This is a genomic window from Ruegeria sp. HKCCA0370, assembly GCF_013033705.1.
GTDB lineage: Bacteria > Pseudomonadota > Alphaproteobacteria > Rhodobacterales > Rhodobacteraceae > Ruegeria.
The window spans coordinates 137,943-155,521 of sequence record NZ_WQEP01000005.1 but is presented as its reverse complement, the minus strand read 5'-3'; the positions used below and the strand labels follow the sequence as shown (position 1 = coordinate 155,521).

The following is a 17,579-nucleotide window of genomic DNA, read 5'->3' as shown; positions in this document are numbered from 1 at the left end:
CATGGCACAGATCAAACTTTCGAACCTCCGCCACAGCTACATGCCGTCGCCAAAAGGCCCCGAGGATTATGCGCTGAAGGAAATCGACGTGACCTGGCGTGATGGCGGGGCCTATGCCCTGCTGGGCCCGTCGGGCTGCGGCAAGTCCACGCTGCTGAACATCATCTCGGGCCTGCTGACCCCGTCCGAAGGGCAGATCCTGTTCGACGACCGTGACGTGACCGCTCTGCCCCCTGATCAGCGCAACATCGCACAGGTGTTCCAGTTTCCGGTGATTTACGACACGATGACCGTGGGCGAAAACCTGGCCTTTCCGTTGAAGAACCGCGGCGTCGATCCGGCGACGATCAAGCGCCGCGTCGATGCGATCGCCGAGATGCTGGATGTCACCGACATGCTGAACACCCGTGCCAGCGGCCTCAGCCCGGACAACAAGCAGAAAATCTCGATGGGTCGCGGCCTGGTCCGCGACGACGTAAACGCGGTGATGTTCGATGAACCTCTGACCGTGATTGACCCGCATCTGAAATGGAAGCTGCGGTCCAAGCTGAAAGAACTGCACCAGCGCGTCAAGGCGACGATGATCTATGTCACCCACGACCAGACCGAGGCTCTGACCTTCGCGGACGAGGTCGTGGTGATGCAAGAGGGCGAAGTGGTGCAGATCGGCACCCCGGTGGAGCTGTTCGAGCGCCCGCAGCACACGTTCGTGGGCCATTTCATCGGCTCGCCAGGTATGAACGTGCTGCCCTGCGAGGCGCGCGGCGACCGCGCCCTGTTCGAAGGGCACGAAGTCATGCTGGAAGGCCCCATTCACGGTGATGGCGGCCGTACCGATCTGGGTATTCGCCCGGAATATGTCGGCTTCGGCGAGACCGGCATCCCGGCGCATGTGACCAAGGTTTCCGACATCGGTCGCCACTTTGTGGTCAGCGCGATGGTCGGCAATACCCCCCTCAAGGCCGTGACCGAACACAGCGTGCCCGAACCCGGATCACAGGTTTTCCTGCAATTCAAACCCGAACAATCCCGCGTCTACCGCGACGGCTGGATCGCAACCGAGGAGCGGGCCCAATGAGAACAGAAAATCAAAAAGCGTGGTTCTTTGTCCTGCCCGTGCTGGCACTGGTCGCGTTCAACGCGTTGGTGCCGATGATGACAGTGGTCAACTATTCGGTGCAGGAAACCTTTGGTAACAACCAGTTTTTCTGGGAAGGCCTGGGTTGGTTCGAACAGATCCTGCGGTCGGACCGGTTTCAGGCCGCACTTGGACGACAGTTCCTGTTTACTTTCCTGATCCTGATCATCGAAGTGCCTCTTGGCATCATCGTTGCCCTGTCGATGCCGCGCAAAGGTTTCTGGGTGCCTGTCTGTCTGGTGCTGATGGCCCTGCCGATGCTGATCCCGTGGAACGTCGTTGGGTCCATGTGGAACATCTTCACCCTGCCCAAAATCGGTCTGTTGGGGTATTTCCTGAATGACGTTCTGGGCATCAACTATGACATGACGCAACAGCCGCTTTCGGCCTGGATCACCGTCATCGTTATGGATGTCTGGCACTGGACGTCTCTGGTCGTGTTGCTGTGCTATGCAGGCCTCGTGTCGATCCCGGATGCCTATTATCAGGCGGCCAAGATCGACGGGGCAAGCCCTTGGTCGGTGTTCCGCTACATCCAGCTGCCCAAGATGAAGACGGTTCTGACGATCGCGGTCCTGCTGCGGTTCATGGACAGTTTCAACATCTATACAGAGCCCTTCGTGCTGACCGGGGGTGGGCCCGGCAACTCGACCACCCTGCTGTCGATCGATCTGGTGAAGATCGCGCTGGGGCAGTTCGACCTTGGCCCTGCGGCTGCGATGAGTCTGATCTATTTCGCTATCACGCTGCTGGTTTCGTGGCTCTTCTACACTCTGATGACAAAGGATGACGCGCAATGAAGAAGCGGTCTCTCATCCCGATCCTCTATATCGCGTTCCTGATGCTGCCGATCTATTGGCTGGTGGCAATGTCCTTCAAGACCACGAACGAAATCCTGTCGGGCTTTTCCCTGTTCCCCCAGACCTTTACGCTGGAGAATTACATCACCATCTTCACGGACCCGACGTGGTATTGGGGCTATATCAACTCGATCACCTATGTGACGTTGAATACGGTGCTTTCGGTCAGCGTCGCCTTGCCCGCTGCCTATGCGTTTTCTCGCTATCGGTTTCTGGGTGACAAGCAGCTGTTCTTCTGGTTGCTGACCAACCGGATGGCCCCGGCAGCGGTCTTCGCCTTGCCGTTCTTCCAGCTCTATTCTTCGATCGGCCTGTTCGACACGCATCTGGCTGTGGCGCTGGCGCATACATTGTTCAACGTGCCGCTGGCAGTTTGGATTTTGGAAGGCTTCATGCGGGGAATTCCAAAAGAGCTGGATGAAACCGCCTATGTCGACGGCTATTCCTTCCCGCGTTTCTTCGTGACGATCTTCCTGCCCAATATCAAAGCGGGCGTGGGCGTGGCGGCCTTCTTCTGTTTCATGTTCTCGTGGGTGGAAATGCTGCTGGCCAAGACCCTGACCGCGGTCGAGGCCAAACCCATCGCCGCCGTGATGACCCGCACCGCGTCCAGCGCGGGGTACGAATTGGGCCTGCTGGCCGCCGCCGGCACCCTGACCATCATCCCCGGCGCCATCGTCATCTGGTTTGTCCGCAACTACATCGCGCGTGGTTTCGCGATGGGACGTGTGTGAGGTTCGATATGCGTAAACTTCTTCTTACCCTTCTTTTCCTGCCTTCCACGACCCTTGCCCAGCAGGCCGGATGGGGCAGTGTCGGCCAGCAAGAGGAAAAAGGTTTTTCCTGGACTGCACCACTGTGGCCCGATTTCTGGATGGCCTGGACCCCGGCGACACTTGCCGTATTTGTCGGCATCTTTTCGGCCATCGCACTGATTGGCGTTCTTGAGGGCTTCAAGTATCGCGATGGCATAGAACGGCGCGGTGTACTGGGGCTGACAACCACATTGGGCGATCGGCTTTTCATCACCCTTCTGGGGTCCGCCTATATCTTCCTCGCATGGCTGGGCATTGTCGGGCAGCCGGTATGGACACCTCTTTTCCTGTCTATCGGCTGGGGCGTTTTTGTGTTCTGGAAAGTTTAGACTTTGAGAAATCGCGAAAGGATGCTTGTCTGGCAGGCATACTAAACATGACAACACCGAGATCGATGCGAAAGAAAAAGACAACAAATCTGCTGACCGAGGTTGAACTGGAGTTCATGAACGAGCTCTGGGCCCTCGGGCAAGGCTCGGTGCGAGATGTCCTGGACCGCCTGCCTTCGGAACGCAATCTGGCCTATACATCCGGTGCCACGATCCTGCGTATCCTAGACGAGAAAGGTTTTGTGGAAAGCCGCAAGACAGGAAAGACCCTGATCTATACGCCGCTTCTGGAAAAGGACAGATATCAGGCCCGCTCTCTGCAAAACCTGTCCCGCACTCTGTTTGACGACACACCCGCCACACTGGTGGCCCGGCTTGTCGATGATGCGGGGCTGAGCGAAGCCGACCTGGAGGAAATTCGAGCACTGGTAGAAAGGAGACTGCAAAATGACAGCGGTTAGACCGGTTCTCGACACGTTTATCGAACTCAACATCGTGCTGGCCTTGTCAGCCGTCATCTGGCTGGCGGCCCGCGCAGCCCTGACCCGAACAGCCCTGCGCCACAGCTATGTCGCGCAGTTGCGTGCGATCAAGGCGCTGTGCGTGTGCGTACTGATCAGCCCGTTTCTTGCGTTCGGCGTGTCATCATTCGCCTCTTACGCATGGCCGGGCAGCGCCATGGCGCTTGGCGACATCGCCGTTGCCGCCTATCTGCGCGGCGATATCGCCATGCCCGCCACCCAGTTCGAGGCCTTGCTGAACACCCGTGAACGGTGGGTGGATCTTGCGTTGTCGGGGCAACAGCCGGTGATCACTGCCCTTGTGACGCTGCTTGTTTTGGTCGCCGCCGTGTTTGCGGCCCGCGCTCTGCGGGACGCGGCGATGATCCGTCAGACAGTCAAATCCAGCTTTCTTTGGCGGCAGTCGGCCAAGGTTGACATCCGTCTTTCGGATCGCATCACCGTTCCGTTCGCCGTGCGCGGATTGCGCCGTCGCCATGTCGTTCTGCCAAGCCACCTGCTGGATACCCCGCACGAACTGCGCTTTGCGTTGGCGCACGAGCTTCAGCATGTTCGGGCCGGTGACGTGGAATGGGAACTGGGCTTTGAAATGCTGCGCCCGCTGTTGTTCTGGAACCCAGCCTATCTGATGCTCAAATATCAGTTCGGCCGCTTGCGTGAACTGGCATGTGACCAGTCCGTGGTGGCCCGCAAACGGATCGATGCGCGCGAATACACTTCCTGCCTGCTGGATTATTGCGCGCGTACGATCTCGGCGAACAATCCTCGCGTTCTGAATGTTGCGTTTGTGACGGGCGGCAAGGCCAAGCGCGTGCTGCGTCAGCGCGTGCTTGCATTGACCGATGCACAGCCGGCGGTGCCCACCCTGCCCGCTCTGTTCCTTGGGATGGCGCTGACCTTCGCCACCCTTCTTGCATTGGGGTCTGCGTCGATCCAGCAAACGCAGGACTGGAGCCATGACCGCCTGATGCTGTCAACCGTGGTCAATCTGGAACGGCTGGAAGCACGCAATCAGGGGAACTGATCCGACCTGATCACCAGCCGCGACGCCCGAACAGTGAATGGAGCCGACCTTGATCTGAAAAGGGCTCCAGCGCTTGTGAGCGCTCCAACCGCGCCACGACGCGCGCGACCATAACCCAGCCTATGACTGCAAAGATGACGCCTCCAAACGCCTGCCCCAGCAGAACGCCGGATGCGCCGGCGATCTGTGAACCAATCGTCGCGAAAACCCAAGTGCCGATAGTGTGACGACCCCAGTTTATCCATGTGGAATAGACCGGATGCCCCAGATTGTTGAAGCTGGCATTTGTCACGAAGATCACGCCATTGAAGAACGAAGCCAAAGCCAACGGGCCGCAGAACAGATAGATCAGACTGCGGGTTTCGCCCTCGGCAGCAAACAGATCCGCAATCGGTGCGCGCAGCAAAAACAAAATGGCCGACATGCAAACGACATAAATGGCGGTGAACTTGATCCCTGCCAGAAAGGCAGCACGCACGCGATCGAACTTTTCGGCACCAAAATTCTGTCCGATGATTGGCCCTATCGCGCCGGACAGAGCGAAGATAACCGAAAACGCCACCGGCAAAAGGCGCCCGATCACCGCCATGCCCGCAACCGCGTCCGTTCCATATTGCGCGATTTCCCGCACAACGATTGCATTGCCGATCGGCGTGGCGACATTTGTCAGAACCGCTGGAATTGCAATCGCCCGCACGGGGCGCAAATCCTTTGCAACCTGCTTCAGTGAAGGGCGCGCAAATCCCCGATGCACCCGATGCGCTGGCCACAACGCCGCCCCCAGCATGCACAGCCGCGCCAGGACCGAGGCGATAGCGGCGCCATCCAGCCCCAGCCCGACCGCAAAGATCAGTATCGGGTCCAGAACTGCATTCACCACTCCGCCGTAGATCGTGGCCATCATTGACCTCCGCGCATCGCCATGAGCGCGCAGCACGGCCATCGCCGTCATCGCAATGGACATCACGAACATGGTCGGAAGGATGATCGACACATAACGCGTCGCCAGCCTCAGAACCTCTCCTTCCGCACCAAGCAAGGACAGCAGGTAGCTGAGGTTAAACAAGACCAGTCCCGAGGTCGTCAGCCCGGCAATCAGCCCAATAACGGCCACGCTGGACGCGTAGTGTCTTGCCTGTTCAGCCCGCCCGGCCCCGAGTTCGCGAGCAACCAGCGCCCCGGCGGAAATCGACAATCCGATATTAATCGCGTTGGTGAAAAACAGCAGCGTACCGGCATAGCCCACCGCCGCCGCAAGCGCATCGTTGCCCAACATCGAGATGAAGATCATATCGACAAAGTCGACGGCAAAAATGGCCATCAGGCCAATGCTGGTGGTCAATGACATGCGTGTCACATGCAGCATCAGACTGCCGCTCAGAAACACCGCTTTGCCTGCCGATTGATCCGCCAAAACCCTGTTCGCCCCACCTGTTCGACCCCGACGGGCCTTTGATGCCGTTGCGCCCAGCAAGGGAAAGCCCCGGCCAACGCTGAAGCAAACTCACGCGTTTCCGGGGCATTGTACACAGGTTATTTTACGGATCGGCTGAACCCACAGGGATCAGACAAAACGGTTCACGTAGTTCTCGAGGATTTCCTGACGCCCCGAGCGCGGATCTGGATTGAGACCCTCGGCCAGCACCCGCGCTGCAATCTCATCAAGACCAGAGGTCAGCATTGCCTGCGCCTCGGGCGTATTCCAGCCCGCGTACCGATCAGCCAGCGCCTGTTCCAATCCGCCATCTTCGATCATCGCTGCCGCTGCTTTCAGGCCCCGGGCACAGATATCCATACCGCCCACATGCGCGGCGATCAGATCTTCGGCATCGATCGACTGCCTGCGCAGCTTGGCGTCGAAATTGGTGCCGCCAGTGGTAAACCCACCCGCCTTCAGGATGTGGTAGTAGGCCAGCGCAACCTCGGGGGTGTTGTTGGGGAACTGATCCGTATCCCAACCCGATTGATAATCGTTTCGGTTCATGTCGATGGAGCCCAGCATCCCCTCGGCCGCGGCTACGGCAATCTCATGTTCAAAACTGTGCCCCGCCAGGATCGCGTGCCCCTGTTCGAGGTTCAGTTTGACCTCATTCTCAAGCCCATATTTGCGCAGGAAACCAATGCAGGTCGCGGCATCGAAATCATATTGGTGCTTTGATGGCTCCTGCGGTTTGGGTTCGACGAGGATCGCACCTTTGAACCCGATCTTGTGCTTGTACTCGACCACCATGTTCAGGAACCGGCCCATATGATCCAGCTCGGTTTTCATGTCGGTGTTGAGCAGCGTCTCGTACCCTTCGCGCCCACCCCACAGCACATAGTTTTCTCCGCCCAGCTTGTGGGTGGCATCCATGCAGGATTTCACCGTGGCGGCAGCAAAGGCAAAGACGTCGGGATCGGGATTGGTGCTGGCACCGCCCATCCAGCGGCGATGGCTGAACATGTTGGCTGTACCCCACAACAGCTTGGTGCCGGATGCCTGCATCTTTTCACCGATATAGTCGGTGATCTCGTTCAACGTGCGCAGATTGTCGGCGAAGTTCCCCTGTTCAGGTCGGATATCGGCATCATGCCAGCAGAAATAGGGCTGTCCCAGAATCTGGAACATCTCGAACGCGATATCGGCCTTCATCTTGGCGCGGCCCATGTCATCCTGTGGATGCCAGGGGCGCTCGAAAGTGGGGCCGCCAAACGGATCTCCGCCCTCCCACGCGAAGGAATGCCACCACGCCACGGCAAAACGCAGGTGATCCTCCATGCGCTTGCCCAAGATGATCTCGTCCGGGTTGTAGTGACGGAATGCGAGCGGGTTCTTGCTGTCCTCGCCTTCAAATTGGACTTCTTCAATTCCCTGAAAAAAACCGCTCGTCATTTCGCTTACCTCATTCCGTCTTTTCGCCGGGCTTTTTGCCCAGAATGATCATCGACAACAGATCGTCATCGGTGACGTCTGCGATATCGACTGTTCCAACCAATTGCCCGTTCTTCATGACCGAGGCCCGGTCACACAGCTCCATCACCGCGTGTACATCATGGTCGATCAGGAAAATCCCGATCCCCTGCGCCTTGAGCTGTTGGATCAGGTCCGCCACCATCTGTGTTTCGTGCGGGCCAAGTGCGGCCGTGGGCTCGTCCATGATCAGGATACGCGCGTTGAAATACACCGCCCGTGCAATGGCCACCGATTGACGCTGACCGCCCGACAGGGCCGAGACCGGATCATTGAACTTCTGAAAGTTCGGGTTCAGCTGCGCCATGATCTTGCGGCATTCCGCCTCCATCGCGGCGTCGTTGACCAGACCAAAGGGCGTGACCATTTCGCGGCCCAGAAACAGGTTCGAACTTGCATCCAGGTTGTCCGCCAGCGCCAGCGTCTGATAGATCGTCTCGATATTGTTGGCGCGCGCGTCGCGGGGGTTGTTGATCTCGACCTTCTTGCCGTCGATCAGGATTTCGCCATGGTCCATCTGATAGGCGCCCGAAAGAACCTTGATCAGGGTGGATTTGCCGGCCCCGTTGTGGCCCAGAAGGCCCACGACCTCGCCCGGGTAGAGATCGACCGACACATGGTCTACCGCCTTGATACCCCCGAAAGAAATCGAGATATCGCGCATTTCCACCAGCGGAGGCTGGCCCGATCCGCGACCCGAAGCCCGGTTTTGTGTTTCTTGTGCTTGCATCATTTCGCCCCCAGACGTTTGCGATAGACGATGTCGATATAGACGGCCAGAACCAGGACGGTGCCGACGACGATGTTCTGAAACGGCGCGTCAACGCCGACCATGGCCATGCCCGATTGCAGCGCCTGCATGATCAGCGCGCCGAGGATTGCGCCGTAGATCGTTCCGATGCCGCCGGACAGCGCCGTTCCACCGATCACGGCGGCGGCAATCACGCGCAGTTCATCCAGCGTTCCGATATCGTTCGAGTGGTTGGCCAGACGGGCCGAGGCCACAACCGCCGACAGTGCACAGAGAAACCCCATCAGGGCAAAGATCTTGACGGTCATCAAACGGGTGTTGATGCCAGACAATTCGGCTGCATCCGGGTTGCCGCCAGTTGCAAAGATATAGCGTCCAAAGCGGGTTTTGCGGGCCACGACGGTCAGCGTCACCGCCACAATGATCAGGATCAGGACCGAAATCGGGATGCCGTATCCCACAACCAGCCCTTCCGGCATGGTCTCGCCCCGCGCTTCGAACATGCGTTCAAGCCGACGTGTCGGGATGGCATAGCTGTTGACGATAAAGACATAGCCCATGATGGCAATGCCAACGATCCCGGCAAGTGTCGCTTCGGCCCAGACTGGCTTGACAGGGAACCCATGAGCCGCTTTGGACCGGCGACCGCTCCACAACGCCCAGATCGCAACAGCCGTGGCGGCAAGGCCGAACAGGAGGCTGACGGTTGTTCCCAAGGTTCCGTTGGTGCCGCCAAACATCAGAAACGTGCTGTCCAGCGGGCCGATTGTCTGGCCGTCAGTCATGTACCAGGCGACGTTGCGCCAGACCAGAAAACCACCAAGCGTCACGATAAAGGCTGGGATGGTCAGGTACCCCACCATCCAACCGTGGAACGCGCCGATCAATGTGCCGACCACAAGGCCAACCACCAACGTGATCGCCCAGGTCGCCGGGTGGTTCAAACCCATTCCCAATACGTTGGGCAACAGCTCGGTCTGGGTCATCGCCATCACGGCAGATGTGGTCGCCAGCAGCGCCCCAACCGACAGGTCAATGTGTCGCATGACGATAATGAACACCATGCCGCAGGCCATGATCGCAACCGAGACGGTCTGGATCGACAGGTTGAACAGGTTTCTGGGCGTCAGAAAGCGGCCATCCGTCACGATGTTGAAGCCAATGCACAGGATGATGAAGGCGCCGATCATGCCCAATAGCCGCATATCCAGTTCCAGTTGCTGAAACAGGTTGGCCTTTGCTTTTTGGGGTACCGGCTGAGACGAAGTTTCGGTCATATCCGATCTTTCATGTTCAGCTATGATCTCTGGCCCGCCCTTGCGGGCCAGAGATATTATGGTTTGGAACTTGGTTTAGTTACAGGGTGCAGGGCCGTTTTCGACGCCCTGACACAGGTCTTCCAACGGAATCCAGCCAGCATCGACCACGACGGACAGGTTGTCTTTGGTGATCGGTACAGGCGCAAGGAAGACCGAATTCATCTCGGTTCCGCCGGGCGAAGTCCATTTGATGGCACCTTCAATGTCCTCGGGGCTTGTTCCGTTGCTCAACGCAACTGCAATTTCCCCGGCAGCTTTGCCCAGCTCACGCGCATCTTTCCAGACAGAAACGGTCTGCGTACCCTTGGCAACCCGGTTCAGCGCCGCGTGATCGCCATCCTGACCCGAGACCGGAATGCCTTCCATGCCCTGCGCGGTCAGTGCTGCAACAACGCCGCCGGCAGTACCGTCATTCGAGGCCACGACGGCATCGACGTTGTTTTCATTCGCGGTAAGGATCTGTTCCATGTTGCGCTGTGCGTTCGCAGGCAACCAACCGTCGGTATAAGCTTCACCCACGATGACGATATCGCCGCTGTCAACGGCGGCCTGGATGATCTCTTGCTGACCGCCGCGCAGGAAATCCGCGTTCGGATCCGTGGGCGAGCCCTTGATCATCACATAGTTGCCTTTCGGCATCGCCTCGAACACCGCGCGGGCCTGCATGCGGCCGACTTCAACGTTATCGAATGTCAGATAGAAGGCACGGTCATCTTCGATCAGACGGTCATACGCGATGACCGGAATGCCTTCGTCAGCCGCCGCCTGCACTGCCGGGCCGATGGCCTGGGAATCCTGCGCCAGGATGATCAGCGCATCAACGCCCTGGGCGATCAGACTTTCAATATCCGACAATTGCTTGGCAGAAGAAGATTGGGCATCCGACGAGATGTATTCCGCACCGCCCGCTTCCAGTGCAGCCTTGATCGCCGCTTCGTCGGTCTTCCAACGCTCTTCCTGGAAATTCGACCAGCTTACGCCGACCGTGGGCTCTGCGAATGCAGCTGTCCCCATCAGGACCGCCACGACAGAGGCGCTGAGAATTCGTTTCATGATTTCCTCCCGGTTTCATTGAGCCATCGTTTCATGATTCGTGGCCCCGATAATTCTGAGTAGCATATTTATTTCAGTCGGTAAAATATTTATGCTATCGGTAACTGAAAAAACCACCTAGGTTGAAACAGGGATCAGATTCGCGAGGGCAAGATGCTGAAAAGCAAAGCTTCTTCAAATGCCACGGACCAAAGGAACGTCACTCGCCTGCGCGTTCTGGAAAAAATCCGGGCCACAGGAACCATTTCGCGAATCGACATCGCCACCGCGTTGGAGACCAGCCCAGCGACCATCACGTCCGCCACTGCCGATCTGCTGTCTGCCGGTCTGATTGCGGAAATAGAAAGCGAAACACCTTCCAAATCAGCGCGCCGCGGCAGACCGCGGGTACAGCTGAAACTAAATGGCGCGTCACATCTGATCGCGGGCGTGAAAGTCGCCCGCCAGCAGGTTTCAGTCATTCTCGTGGATTTTGAAGGAACCGAAATCACTTCGTACACGCATCCGCTGGACCAAGCCCGCATGGCCCCGGATGCGTTTGCCAAGAATATCCGCGGCGTGCTTGATCAGGCCTGCGCCTCGGCAAACCGATCCCTTGCCGATTTGTCAGGTGTCTGCATCGGCATCGCTGGCCTTATCGATGCAAATCAGAACTTTGTGCATTGGTCATCTTCGCTGACGGAACGAAATGTGGATTTGAGCCCGCTGTTGTCCAAGGTGCTCCCCTGCCCCGCCTTCATCGAAAACGACGCCAATCTGGTCGCAAAGGCGGAACAGCTTTTTGGGTTGGGAAAGGGGCTGAAGAACTTTTTGGTTGTTACGATCGAACATGGCATCGGCCTGGGCATCGTCCTTGATGGCAAGCTTTATCGCGGTGAACGCGGATGCGGCGCAGAATTCGGGCACCTCAAAGTTCAGTTGGACGGTGCCTTGTGTCAGTGCGGCCAGCGCGGATGCCTGGAGGCCTATGTGGGGGAATACGCCCTGATCCGCGAAGCCACGATCGCCAGTGAAGCAACGGATCCCCGCACTCTTGTCGATATACTTGCAGCAGCAAAAGCCGGCGACGCCCGATCCATTTCCGTTCTGGCCCGCGCGGGCCAAATGTTCGGGATGGGAGTTTCGAACCTGATCAATCTGTTCGACCCCGAGTGCATTATCCTGTCCGGCGCCAGAGGCCGATTTGATTATCTGCATTCAGACGAGGTGATGGCACGTGTCCAAAACGGCGTCGTCAGCGTCGACGCGCCGTTACCGGAAATCAAGGTCAACCACTGGGGCGATTCAATGTGGGCAAAAGGGGCAGCGGCTTATGGAATTGAACAAGTCTCTATCCTGAAGGTCAGGGAACTGGCGGCTCATGCGAATTAAGATGGCAATCTTGCTTGCGGCAGGTTCCGCTGCCGCTGCGGACACCGTTCCACCCCGCTTTCAAAAGGTGGAAACCCCCGGCCATGTTTACGATGGCGGCTGGGAACATTTCGTCGGCGGGGGTGTCGCGGTCTTCGACTGCAACGATGACGACCGCCCTGAAATGTTCGTGGCAGGCGGATCAAACCCAGCGCAATTGTTCATCAACACATCCGACACAGAGGTCCGTTTTCTTCAGGATACGCCCGGCCATCTATCCTTGACCGGTGTGACCGGCGCATACCCGGTGGACATTGATGGCGACGGGTTCCTGGATCTTGCGGTTTTGCGCGTAGGCAAAGACCTGTTGCTGCGCGGCAAACCGAACTGCGCGTTCGAGCCGTTCACGGCACTGAGTTTTCAATCTCAGGACCATTGGACCACCGGCTTTTCCGCCACTTGGGAACGTGGGCAAACCCTGCCAACGCTGGCCTTTGGAACCTATGTCGACCGAAGCAATCCGGATGGACCTTTTGAGGCTTGCGGGCCGACGCTTCTGTACCGACCCCAAGGCGAAAAGTACGGCGATCCTGTCCGTTTGGAACCCGGTCACTGTTCCCTGTCGATCCTGTTTTCCGACTGGGCGCGCACGGGTCGCGCGGATCTGCGTGTCAGCAATGACCGCCACTACTATGTGCGTGGCGGGCAAGAGCAATTGTGGGCCATGGAAGACACCCCGCGCCTGTACAGCGAGGCCGATGGATGGCTACCCTATTCGATCTGGGGCATGGGGATCGCCTCGCGGGATCTGACCGGTGACGGGTTTTCCGATGTTTATCTGACGTCCATGGGGGACCAGAAATACCAGGTTTTTGACCCTGCATCAGATGGGCCGACATGGCGGGATGCGACTTACGACCGTGGAACAACGGCACACAGGCCACATGCAGGAGGAGACGGCCGCCCCTCGACCGGCTGGCATGCACAGTTCGGGGACGTCAACAATGATGGGCTGGACGACATTTTCGTCGCCAAAGGCAATGTCGAGCAGATGCCCGACGCGGCGCAGAACGACCCCAACAATCTGTTGATGCAGACCTTCACCGGTCAGTTTGTCGAAACAGCATCAGAGGCTGGTGTCGCGTCCATGGCAAAGTCCCGCGGCGGGGCCCTGGCGGATTTCGACGGGGATGGGTGGCTGGATTTGGTGGTGGTCAATCGTGGCTCGGACCTAGAGGTTTTTCAGAATGAACCGACGACCGGCAACTGGCTCATGATTGATCTCGGCCAGAGCCACCCCAACAGACAGGCAGTCGGCAGTTTTATCGAGGTCAGGACGCCCGAGGGCATTCAAACCCGTGAAGTGACCATTGGCGGGGGGCACGCCAGCGGAATTGCCGGGTTCCACCACTTTGGTTTAGGAGACCTCGAAACCGCAGAAGTACGGGTGATCTGGCCTGATGGTGAACATGGAGATTGGCAGAAGGTAGATGCCAATCAGGTGATCCGCCTCGGCCGTTGATCACTGATCGACGGGCAATCCGCTGGGAACCGTTTGGGGAACACCCAGCCGCACAGCCGGATCTTCCAGCGTGCCCAGAAAACTCAGGATGGCATCGACCTCGTCATCACTCAGGTCGATGGGCGCCAGATCGTTTGACGCAGCTATGGCTTCGACATGCCGGGGATCAAGCAAAGCCTTTTGATCCTCTGCCCCGAAAAACTCTGGCCGGTCAGCCATTTCGATGGCGTAGTTCCGCAACGCGGAAACCGGGTCCAGATGATGGCGCACGATATCCTCAAGCCGTGCGTAGGCACCGCTGTGGCCATATGGCGCCGTTAGGGTCACGTTGCGCAGCGAAGGCGTGCGGAATGCGAACGCATCATCCTTGTCGCCCGTGACGCGCAGTCGCCCGTCATCCCGCACATGATTTTCGAAACGGGCTGATTTTCCGGGGCCTATCTGAGGCATGGCGATGGAATGGAACCCGTGATCGGTCTGGAACCAGCCGGAATGGCAGGCGCTGCATCCAGCCTTTCCGTAGAACAGCGCCATCCCCAGCTGCGCTTGTTCGGGCAGCGTGTCTTCGCCTCGCATCGCACGATCAAACAGGCTGTTGTCAGCCCGCCATTCAAACGCGATGAAATCGGCAATGACATTGGCGATTGCGGTAAAGGAGATGTCTTCTCCGGGCGCAATGTCATCAAATCGCCTTTGATACTCTGGTATCGCCGCCACACGCGCGGCGATCAGATCCCAGGCGCCACCCTCTTGGGTCAGCAGGCCGAGACGTACGGCCTTGCTAACCTCGTTTTCGGAATAGTGCCCCGCCATTTCGTCAGGTGACAGCACCGGAAACATCGCCTGCGCCGCCAAAGCCGATTTGAACCCCGGCCTCATATGCGTCCCCAACGGGGTTCTGATGCCATTGGGCTGTGACGGATCCGCCTCGAGACGACCGTCATGGAAAAACGTCGTGAATTCCAGCGCTCCGAGGTTCCACATCGCGGGCGAGTTCCTGGGAATGCGCTGTTCGGGTCTGTTGTCTTGTGTGACCTTGCGCTGACCACCCAGCCCAGCCCCACCTTCGCCGATACCCAGTGAAAGCCCGTCGGACGTTCCCAGCTTCGGATGATGACAGGTTGCGCAGCTGATGTTCTTGTTGCCCGACAGGATCGGATCGTAGAACAGCAGTTGCCCCAACTCTGCGTTTGAAAAGTCAGGTTCGATGAATTCAGGTTTCGGACCAAGGTCTTGCGCCTGAGCAACTGAAAGCGACATCCAGATGCCTACGGCATGTGCTGCAATCTGAAGTCTCATGATCGTTCCTCGGAAATCTCAAGTGTCAGAGTTTGTTGATACGGGTTGTCCGGCGTATGGATGACGGTCGGGAACGCGGGGACATTCACGGCGTTCGGATATCCTGACGGTTCAATGCACAGCCCCGCACACGGGCTAAATCGGCCTGACAGATGTGCTCCGGCATAGACCTGTGCACCGGGTTGATCTGAATACAGGTTCATCTTCAATCCCGAAGGTGCCGTGACCTCTGCGACCGGATGATCATGGGTTCCACCGTCATCAAACACAAAATAATGGTCCAGCTCGCGCCCCTCTGGCCCGACGGTGAGGGACAACGCGAAATCTGGCACACTTTCGCCGGCAGCGGAGATGTCTCCAGAAGGAACGGAACGCGCGTCCAGCTCCAGCACCCGGCTCGACCTCAGCCTGAGCCGGCAGTCCAGGATATCCTCAGGACAGCCCAGAGTGTAATAATTGTGCTGCGTGATGCTGATCGGCGTTGGGCGATCCGGGCGCGCGCTGATTGTATAGATCAGACGCGGACAGGCCAGTTCGACATGCACCTCGAATTTGACTTCACCGGGAAAACCGCCTTCACCGTGAGGTGAAGTCAAGGACAGAACCACCTGATTTGCATGAGTTTTCACGATATCCCAGCATTTGCGCGACAGCCCGCTCGGACCACCATGCAGCGTGGTCGGCCCTTCGTTTGATGTCAGGTGATGAACGCGCCCCTGCAATGCAAACTGTGCCCCGCCGATGCGGTTGGCCACTCGCCCGACCATCGCGCCAAGGTAGAACGGGTCCGACAGGTAATCCTGCGGGTTTTCGTAGCCCAATATCAAAGGTGTTTCGCCAAGCCACCAGCCTCGCGTGATCGCGCCATAGTTCAACAGGGAAACGGACATGTTGCCGTCTTCCAGAAGGACCTGCTCGACAGGCCTGGGTTTGGGATCAGCCATCAGCGCGCGGCCAAAGGGGACAAAGCAGCATAGTATTCGCGATACCGCTGATATTCCGACTCATATGCGCCGGACAGCTCGACACGTGGTTCAACACGCTCAGCGACTTCCGGGGCCAGCATGACATCCCTGGGGTCGGTGCCGTCCACCGCACATGCAGCAAGACGCGCTGCGCCTATGGCTGCGCCGAACCCACTTCCATCGGGCACAGCAAGCGGCGTGTTCAGAACCGTGGCCAGCGTTTCCAGCCAAAACCGCGACCGCGCCCCGCCACCGACGACCAGCAGACTTTCGGGATTGGTGCCCGTGCTTTTGAGCGCCTCCAAACAATCGCGCATGGCAAAGGAAACCCCTTCTGTCACGGATTGCGTCAGATCAGCGGGTTCCGATGCGATATCCAGCCCCAGGAATGCCCCGCGTATGGCGCTGTCGTTATGAGGCGTCCGTTCACCGGACAGGTACGGAAGGAAGGTGATCTTTGACGGCCCCTTCACCGATTCCGGCAGGGTCGACGCCAGCGCACCGACGGGTTGACCGAGGTGACGCGACAGCCAGTTGAGACTGTTGGTGGCCGACAGGATCACACCCATTTGAATCCAGCGATCCGGAACCGCATGACAAAAACAATGAACAGCTGTTTCCGGCGCGGGCGCATAGCTTTCCTTTGCGACCAGCAGCACACCCGAAGTGCCCAAGGAAAGAAATCCGCTGCCCTCGCCAATACTTCCGATACCGCAGGCCGCCGCCGCATTGTCACCGGCCCCACCGGCAACCACGACGGGCCCGGTCAGGCCCCATTGCCTAAGGATCTCTGACCGCAGTTCTCCGCCTGCCGCACTGCCTTCTACCAGCTCTGGCATTTGGTCCCAGCGCATGTGGCTTAGATCCAGCGCGGTGTCTGACCATTCACGTTTTCCAACGTCCAGCCACGCCGTACCGGCGCTGTCGGACATGTCGCTGACATAGGAACCGGTGAGCCAGAAACGCAGATAATCTTTCGGAAGCAACACCTTGGATGTCTTCGCAAACATGTCAGGCTCATGCCCGCGCACCCATTCCAGCTTGGGTGCGGTGAAGCCCGGAAAAACGATGTTCCCGGTGATCGCGCGCATCGACGGCAGACCATCCAGCTCCGCAGCTTCCTGCGCTGATCTCGTGTCGTTCCAAAGGATACAGGGCCGCAGCACATTGCCATCCCGATCCAGCAACGTGGCACCGTGCATGTGGCCGCTTAGACCAACGCCGCGCACCGCAGAAAATGCAGCACCGTTCAACGCGCGCAATTGGGCAACGACGTTCTGGCAGGCTTCCACCCAATCGGACGGATCTTGTTCTGACCAACCGGGGCGCGGCGTGGATGTCACGACACCTGCTTCGGCTTCGGCGACGACTTTGCCCTCTTCGCTGACCACAATTCCCCGAAGACCTGACGTCCCCAAATCCAGACCGAGATACACGCGATTTCCCCCTTCGTATGCCGCACGGATCGCGGGCGCAACAAAGCGCACCCCAAGCCGATGTCAGACCTTACCAGTACAGTTTGCGCTAACACAACAATTCCAAACAAGAGATGGCCGGTATTTTTGCGCACCGCCTCACAGAATGCGCGAGATCATCGGCAAATCCGATCATGGTTTAACTGAACTCAGCTGGACCGGAAAATTTTTCGAATTGCCTGACGCGGAATTCACGTAAACAGTTCAA

General features: G+C 58.4%; 16 protein-coding genes. 8 read left to right on the top strand and 8 right to left on the bottom strand.

Translation table 11 applies throughout. The annotated features are described in order from the left end of the window. Nucleotide 1 precedes the first annotated feature (1 nt). From GOW31_RS12570 to GOW31_RS12545, 6 genes are all read left to right on the top strand, one after another. The gene (locus tag GOW31_RS12570; protein WP_171170503.1) at nucleotides 2-1,078 is read left to right on the top strand and encodes an ABC transporter ATP-binding protein; all 1,077 of its coding nucleotides are present in this window, start codon (nucleotides 2-4) and stop codon (nucleotides 1,076-1,078) included. Beyond that, nucleotides 1,075-1,938, top strand: a complete 864-nt coding sequence (locus tag GOW31_RS12565) for a carbohydrate ABC transporter permease (RefSeq protein ID WP_152457521.1) — start codon at nucleotides 1,075-1,077, stop codon at nucleotides 1,936-1,938. Before GOW31_RS12570 ends, GOW31_RS12565 begins: the two co-directional genes overlap by 4 nt. After that, on the top strand, nucleotides 1,935-2,732 hold the full coding sequence (locus GOW31_RS12560; protein ID WP_152457520.1) for a carbohydrate ABC transporter permease: 798 nt from the start codon (nucleotides 1,935-1,937) through the stop codon (nucleotides 2,730-2,732). The genes GOW31_RS12565 and GOW31_RS12560 overlap by 4 nt, the downstream gene beginning before the upstream one ends. A gap of 8 nt (nucleotides 2,733-2,740) precedes the next feature. Further along, nucleotides 2,741-3,142, top strand: coding sequence for a DUF2160 domain-containing protein (locus GOW31_RS12555; RefSeq protein ID WP_171170501.1), 402 nt, complete (start codon nucleotides 2,741-2,743; stop codon nucleotides 3,140-3,142). 65 nt (nucleotides 3,143-3,207) lie between these two features. Next, on the top strand, nucleotides 3,208-3,603 hold the full coding sequence (locus GOW31_RS12550; protein ID WP_170346648.1) for a BlaI/MecI/CopY family transcriptional regulator: 396 nt from the start codon (nucleotides 3,208-3,210) through the stop codon (nucleotides 3,601-3,603). Next, nucleotides 3,590-4,687, top strand: a complete 1,098-nt coding sequence (locus GOW31_RS12545) for a M56 family metallopeptidase (protein WP_171170498.1) — start codon at nucleotides 3,590-3,592, stop codon at nucleotides 4,685-4,687. The genes GOW31_RS12550 and GOW31_RS12545 overlap by 14 nt, the downstream gene beginning before the upstream one ends. Before the next feature lie 10 nt (nucleotides 4,688-4,697). On the opposite strand, the gene GOW31_RS12540 is transcribed toward GOW31_RS12545, so the two are convergent. The 5 genes from GOW31_RS12540 to xylF all read right to left on the bottom strand — a co-directional run bounded on the left by GOW31_RS12540 (nucleotide 4,698) and on the right by xylF (nucleotide 10,760). Further along, a complete protein-coding gene (locus tag GOW31_RS12540; protein WP_152459840.1) occupies nucleotides 4,698-6,053 on the bottom strand; it encodes an MATE family efflux transporter in 1,356 nt (451 codons plus the stop codon). Between the two features lie 198 nt (nucleotides 6,054-6,251). Beyond that, a complete protein-coding gene (gene xylA, locus GOW31_RS12535) occupies nucleotides 6,252-7,559 on the bottom strand; it encodes a xylose isomerase (RefSeq protein ID WP_171170496.1) in 1,308 nt (435 codons plus the stop codon). A 10-nt stretch (nucleotides 7,560-7,569) separates the two neighbouring features. Then, the gene (locus GOW31_RS12530) at nucleotides 7,570-8,367 is read right to left on the bottom strand and encodes an ATP-binding cassette domain-containing protein (RefSeq protein ID WP_171119504.1); all 798 of its coding nucleotides are present in this window, start codon (nucleotides 8,365-8,367) and stop codon (nucleotides 7,570-7,572) included. Continuing rightward, entirely contained in the window at nucleotides 8,367-9,665 is a 1,299-nt protein-coding gene (locus tag GOW31_RS12525) for a sugar ABC transporter permease (protein WP_171170494.1), read from the bottom strand. Before GOW31_RS12525 ends, GOW31_RS12530 begins: the two co-directional genes overlap by 1 nt. Nucleotides 9,666-9,740: 75 nt before the next feature. After that, a complete protein-coding gene (gene xylF, locus GOW31_RS12520) occupies nucleotides 9,741-10,760 on the bottom strand; it encodes a D-xylose ABC transporter substrate-binding protein (protein ID WP_152457515.1) in 1,020 nt (339 codons plus the stop codon). A gap of 153 nt (nucleotides 10,761-10,913) precedes the next feature. Between xylF and GOW31_RS12515 the strand changes: the two genes are divergently transcribed. Both GOW31_RS12515 and GOW31_RS12510 read left to right on the top strand, forming a co-directional pair. Continuing rightward, the gene (locus GOW31_RS12515; protein WP_171170492.1) at nucleotides 10,914-12,131 is read left to right on the top strand and encodes an ROK family transcriptional regulator; all 1,218 of its coding nucleotides are present in this window, start codon (nucleotides 10,914-10,916) and stop codon (nucleotides 12,129-12,131) included. Nucleotide 12,132: 1 nt separating this feature from the next. Further along, nucleotides 12,133-13,632, top strand: a complete 1,500-nt coding sequence (locus tag GOW31_RS12510; RefSeq protein ID WP_254441713.1) for a CRTAC1 family protein — start codon at nucleotides 12,133-12,135, stop codon at nucleotides 13,630-13,632. Here the strand turns inward: GOW31_RS12510 and GOW31_RS12505 are convergent, their stop codons facing one another. Genes GOW31_RS12505 through xylB form a run of 3 tightly spaced genes read right to left on the bottom strand, consistent with a single transcriptional unit; the run spans nucleotide 13,633 to nucleotide 17,332 of the window. Continuing rightward, nucleotides 13,633-14,931, bottom strand: coding sequence for a cytochrome-c peroxidase (locus tag GOW31_RS12505; protein ID WP_254441712.1), 1,299 nt, complete (start codon nucleotides 14,929-14,931; stop codon nucleotides 13,633-13,635). It lies immediately after the preceding gene. Continuing rightward, a complete protein-coding gene (locus GOW31_RS12500) occupies nucleotides 14,928-15,875 on the bottom strand; it encodes an aldose epimerase family protein (protein WP_171170488.1) in 948 nt (315 codons plus the stop codon). The genes GOW31_RS12505 and GOW31_RS12500 overlap by 4 nt, the downstream gene beginning before the upstream one ends. Beyond that, nucleotides 15,875-17,332 (bottom strand): xylulokinase, encoded by a 1,458-nt coding sequence (xylB, locus tag GOW31_RS12495; protein WP_171170486.1) that lies wholly within the window; start codon nucleotides 17,330-17,332, stop codon nucleotides 15,875-15,877. Before xylB ends, GOW31_RS12500 begins: the two co-directional genes overlap by 1 nt. Nucleotides 17,333-17,579: the final 247 nt, after the last annotated feature.

Coding starts and splice junctions, on each gene's coding strand:
- GOW31_RS12550 (WP_170346648.1), top strand. CDS start 3,208: ATGCGAAAGAAAAAGACAACAAATCTGCTGACCGAGGTTGAACTGGAG.
- GOW31_RS12525 (WP_171170494.1), bottom strand. CDS start 9,665: ATGACCGAAACTTCGTCTCAGCCGGTACCCCAAAAAGCAAAGGCCAAC.
- xylF (WP_152457515.1), bottom strand. CDS start 10,760: ATGAAACGAATTCTCAGCGCCTCTGTCGTGGCGGTCCTGATGGGGACA.
- GOW31_RS12555 (WP_171170501.1), top strand. CDS start 2,741: ATGCGTAAACTTCTTCTTACCCTTCTTTTCCTGCCTTCCACGACCCTT.
- GOW31_RS12540 (WP_152459840.1), bottom strand. CDS start 6,053: ATGCTGCATGTGACACGCATGTCATTGACCACCAGCATTGGCCTGATG.
- GOW31_RS12560 (WP_152457520.1), top strand. CDS start 1,935: ATGAAGAAGCGGTCTCTCATCCCGATCCTCTATATCGCGTTCCTGATG.
- GOW31_RS12565 (WP_152457521.1), top strand. CDS start 1,075: ATGAGAACAGAAAATCAAAAAGCGTGGTTCTTTGTCCTGCCCGTGCTG.
- GOW31_RS12510 (WP_254441713.1), top strand. CDS start 12,133: ATGGCAATCTTGCTTGCGGCAGGTTCCGCTGCCGCTGCGGACACCGTT.
- GOW31_RS12545 (WP_171170498.1), top strand. CDS start 3,590: ATGACAGCGGTTAGACCGGTTCTCGACACGTTTATCGAACTCAACATC.
- GOW31_RS12500 (WP_171170488.1), bottom strand. CDS start 15,875: ATGGCTGATCCCAAACCCAGGCCTGTCGAGCAGGTCCTTCTGGAAGAC.
- GOW31_RS12515 (WP_171170492.1), top strand. CDS start 10,914: ATGCTGAAAAGCAAAGCTTCTTCAAATGCCACGGACCAAAGGAACGTC.
- GOW31_RS12570 (WP_171170503.1), top strand. CDS start 2: ATGGCACAGATCAAACTTTCGAACCTCCGCCACAGCTACATGCCGTCG.
- GOW31_RS12505 (WP_254441712.1), bottom strand. CDS start 14,931: ATGAGACTTCAGATTGCAGCACATGCCGTAGGCATCTGGATGTCGCTT.
- xylA (WP_171170496.1), bottom strand. CDS start 7,559: ATGACGAGCGGTTTTTTTCAGGGAATTGAAGAAGTCCAATTTGAAGGC.
- GOW31_RS12530 (WP_171119504.1), bottom strand. CDS start 8,367: ATGCAAGCACAAGAAACACAAAACCGGGCTTCGGGTCGCGGATCGGGC.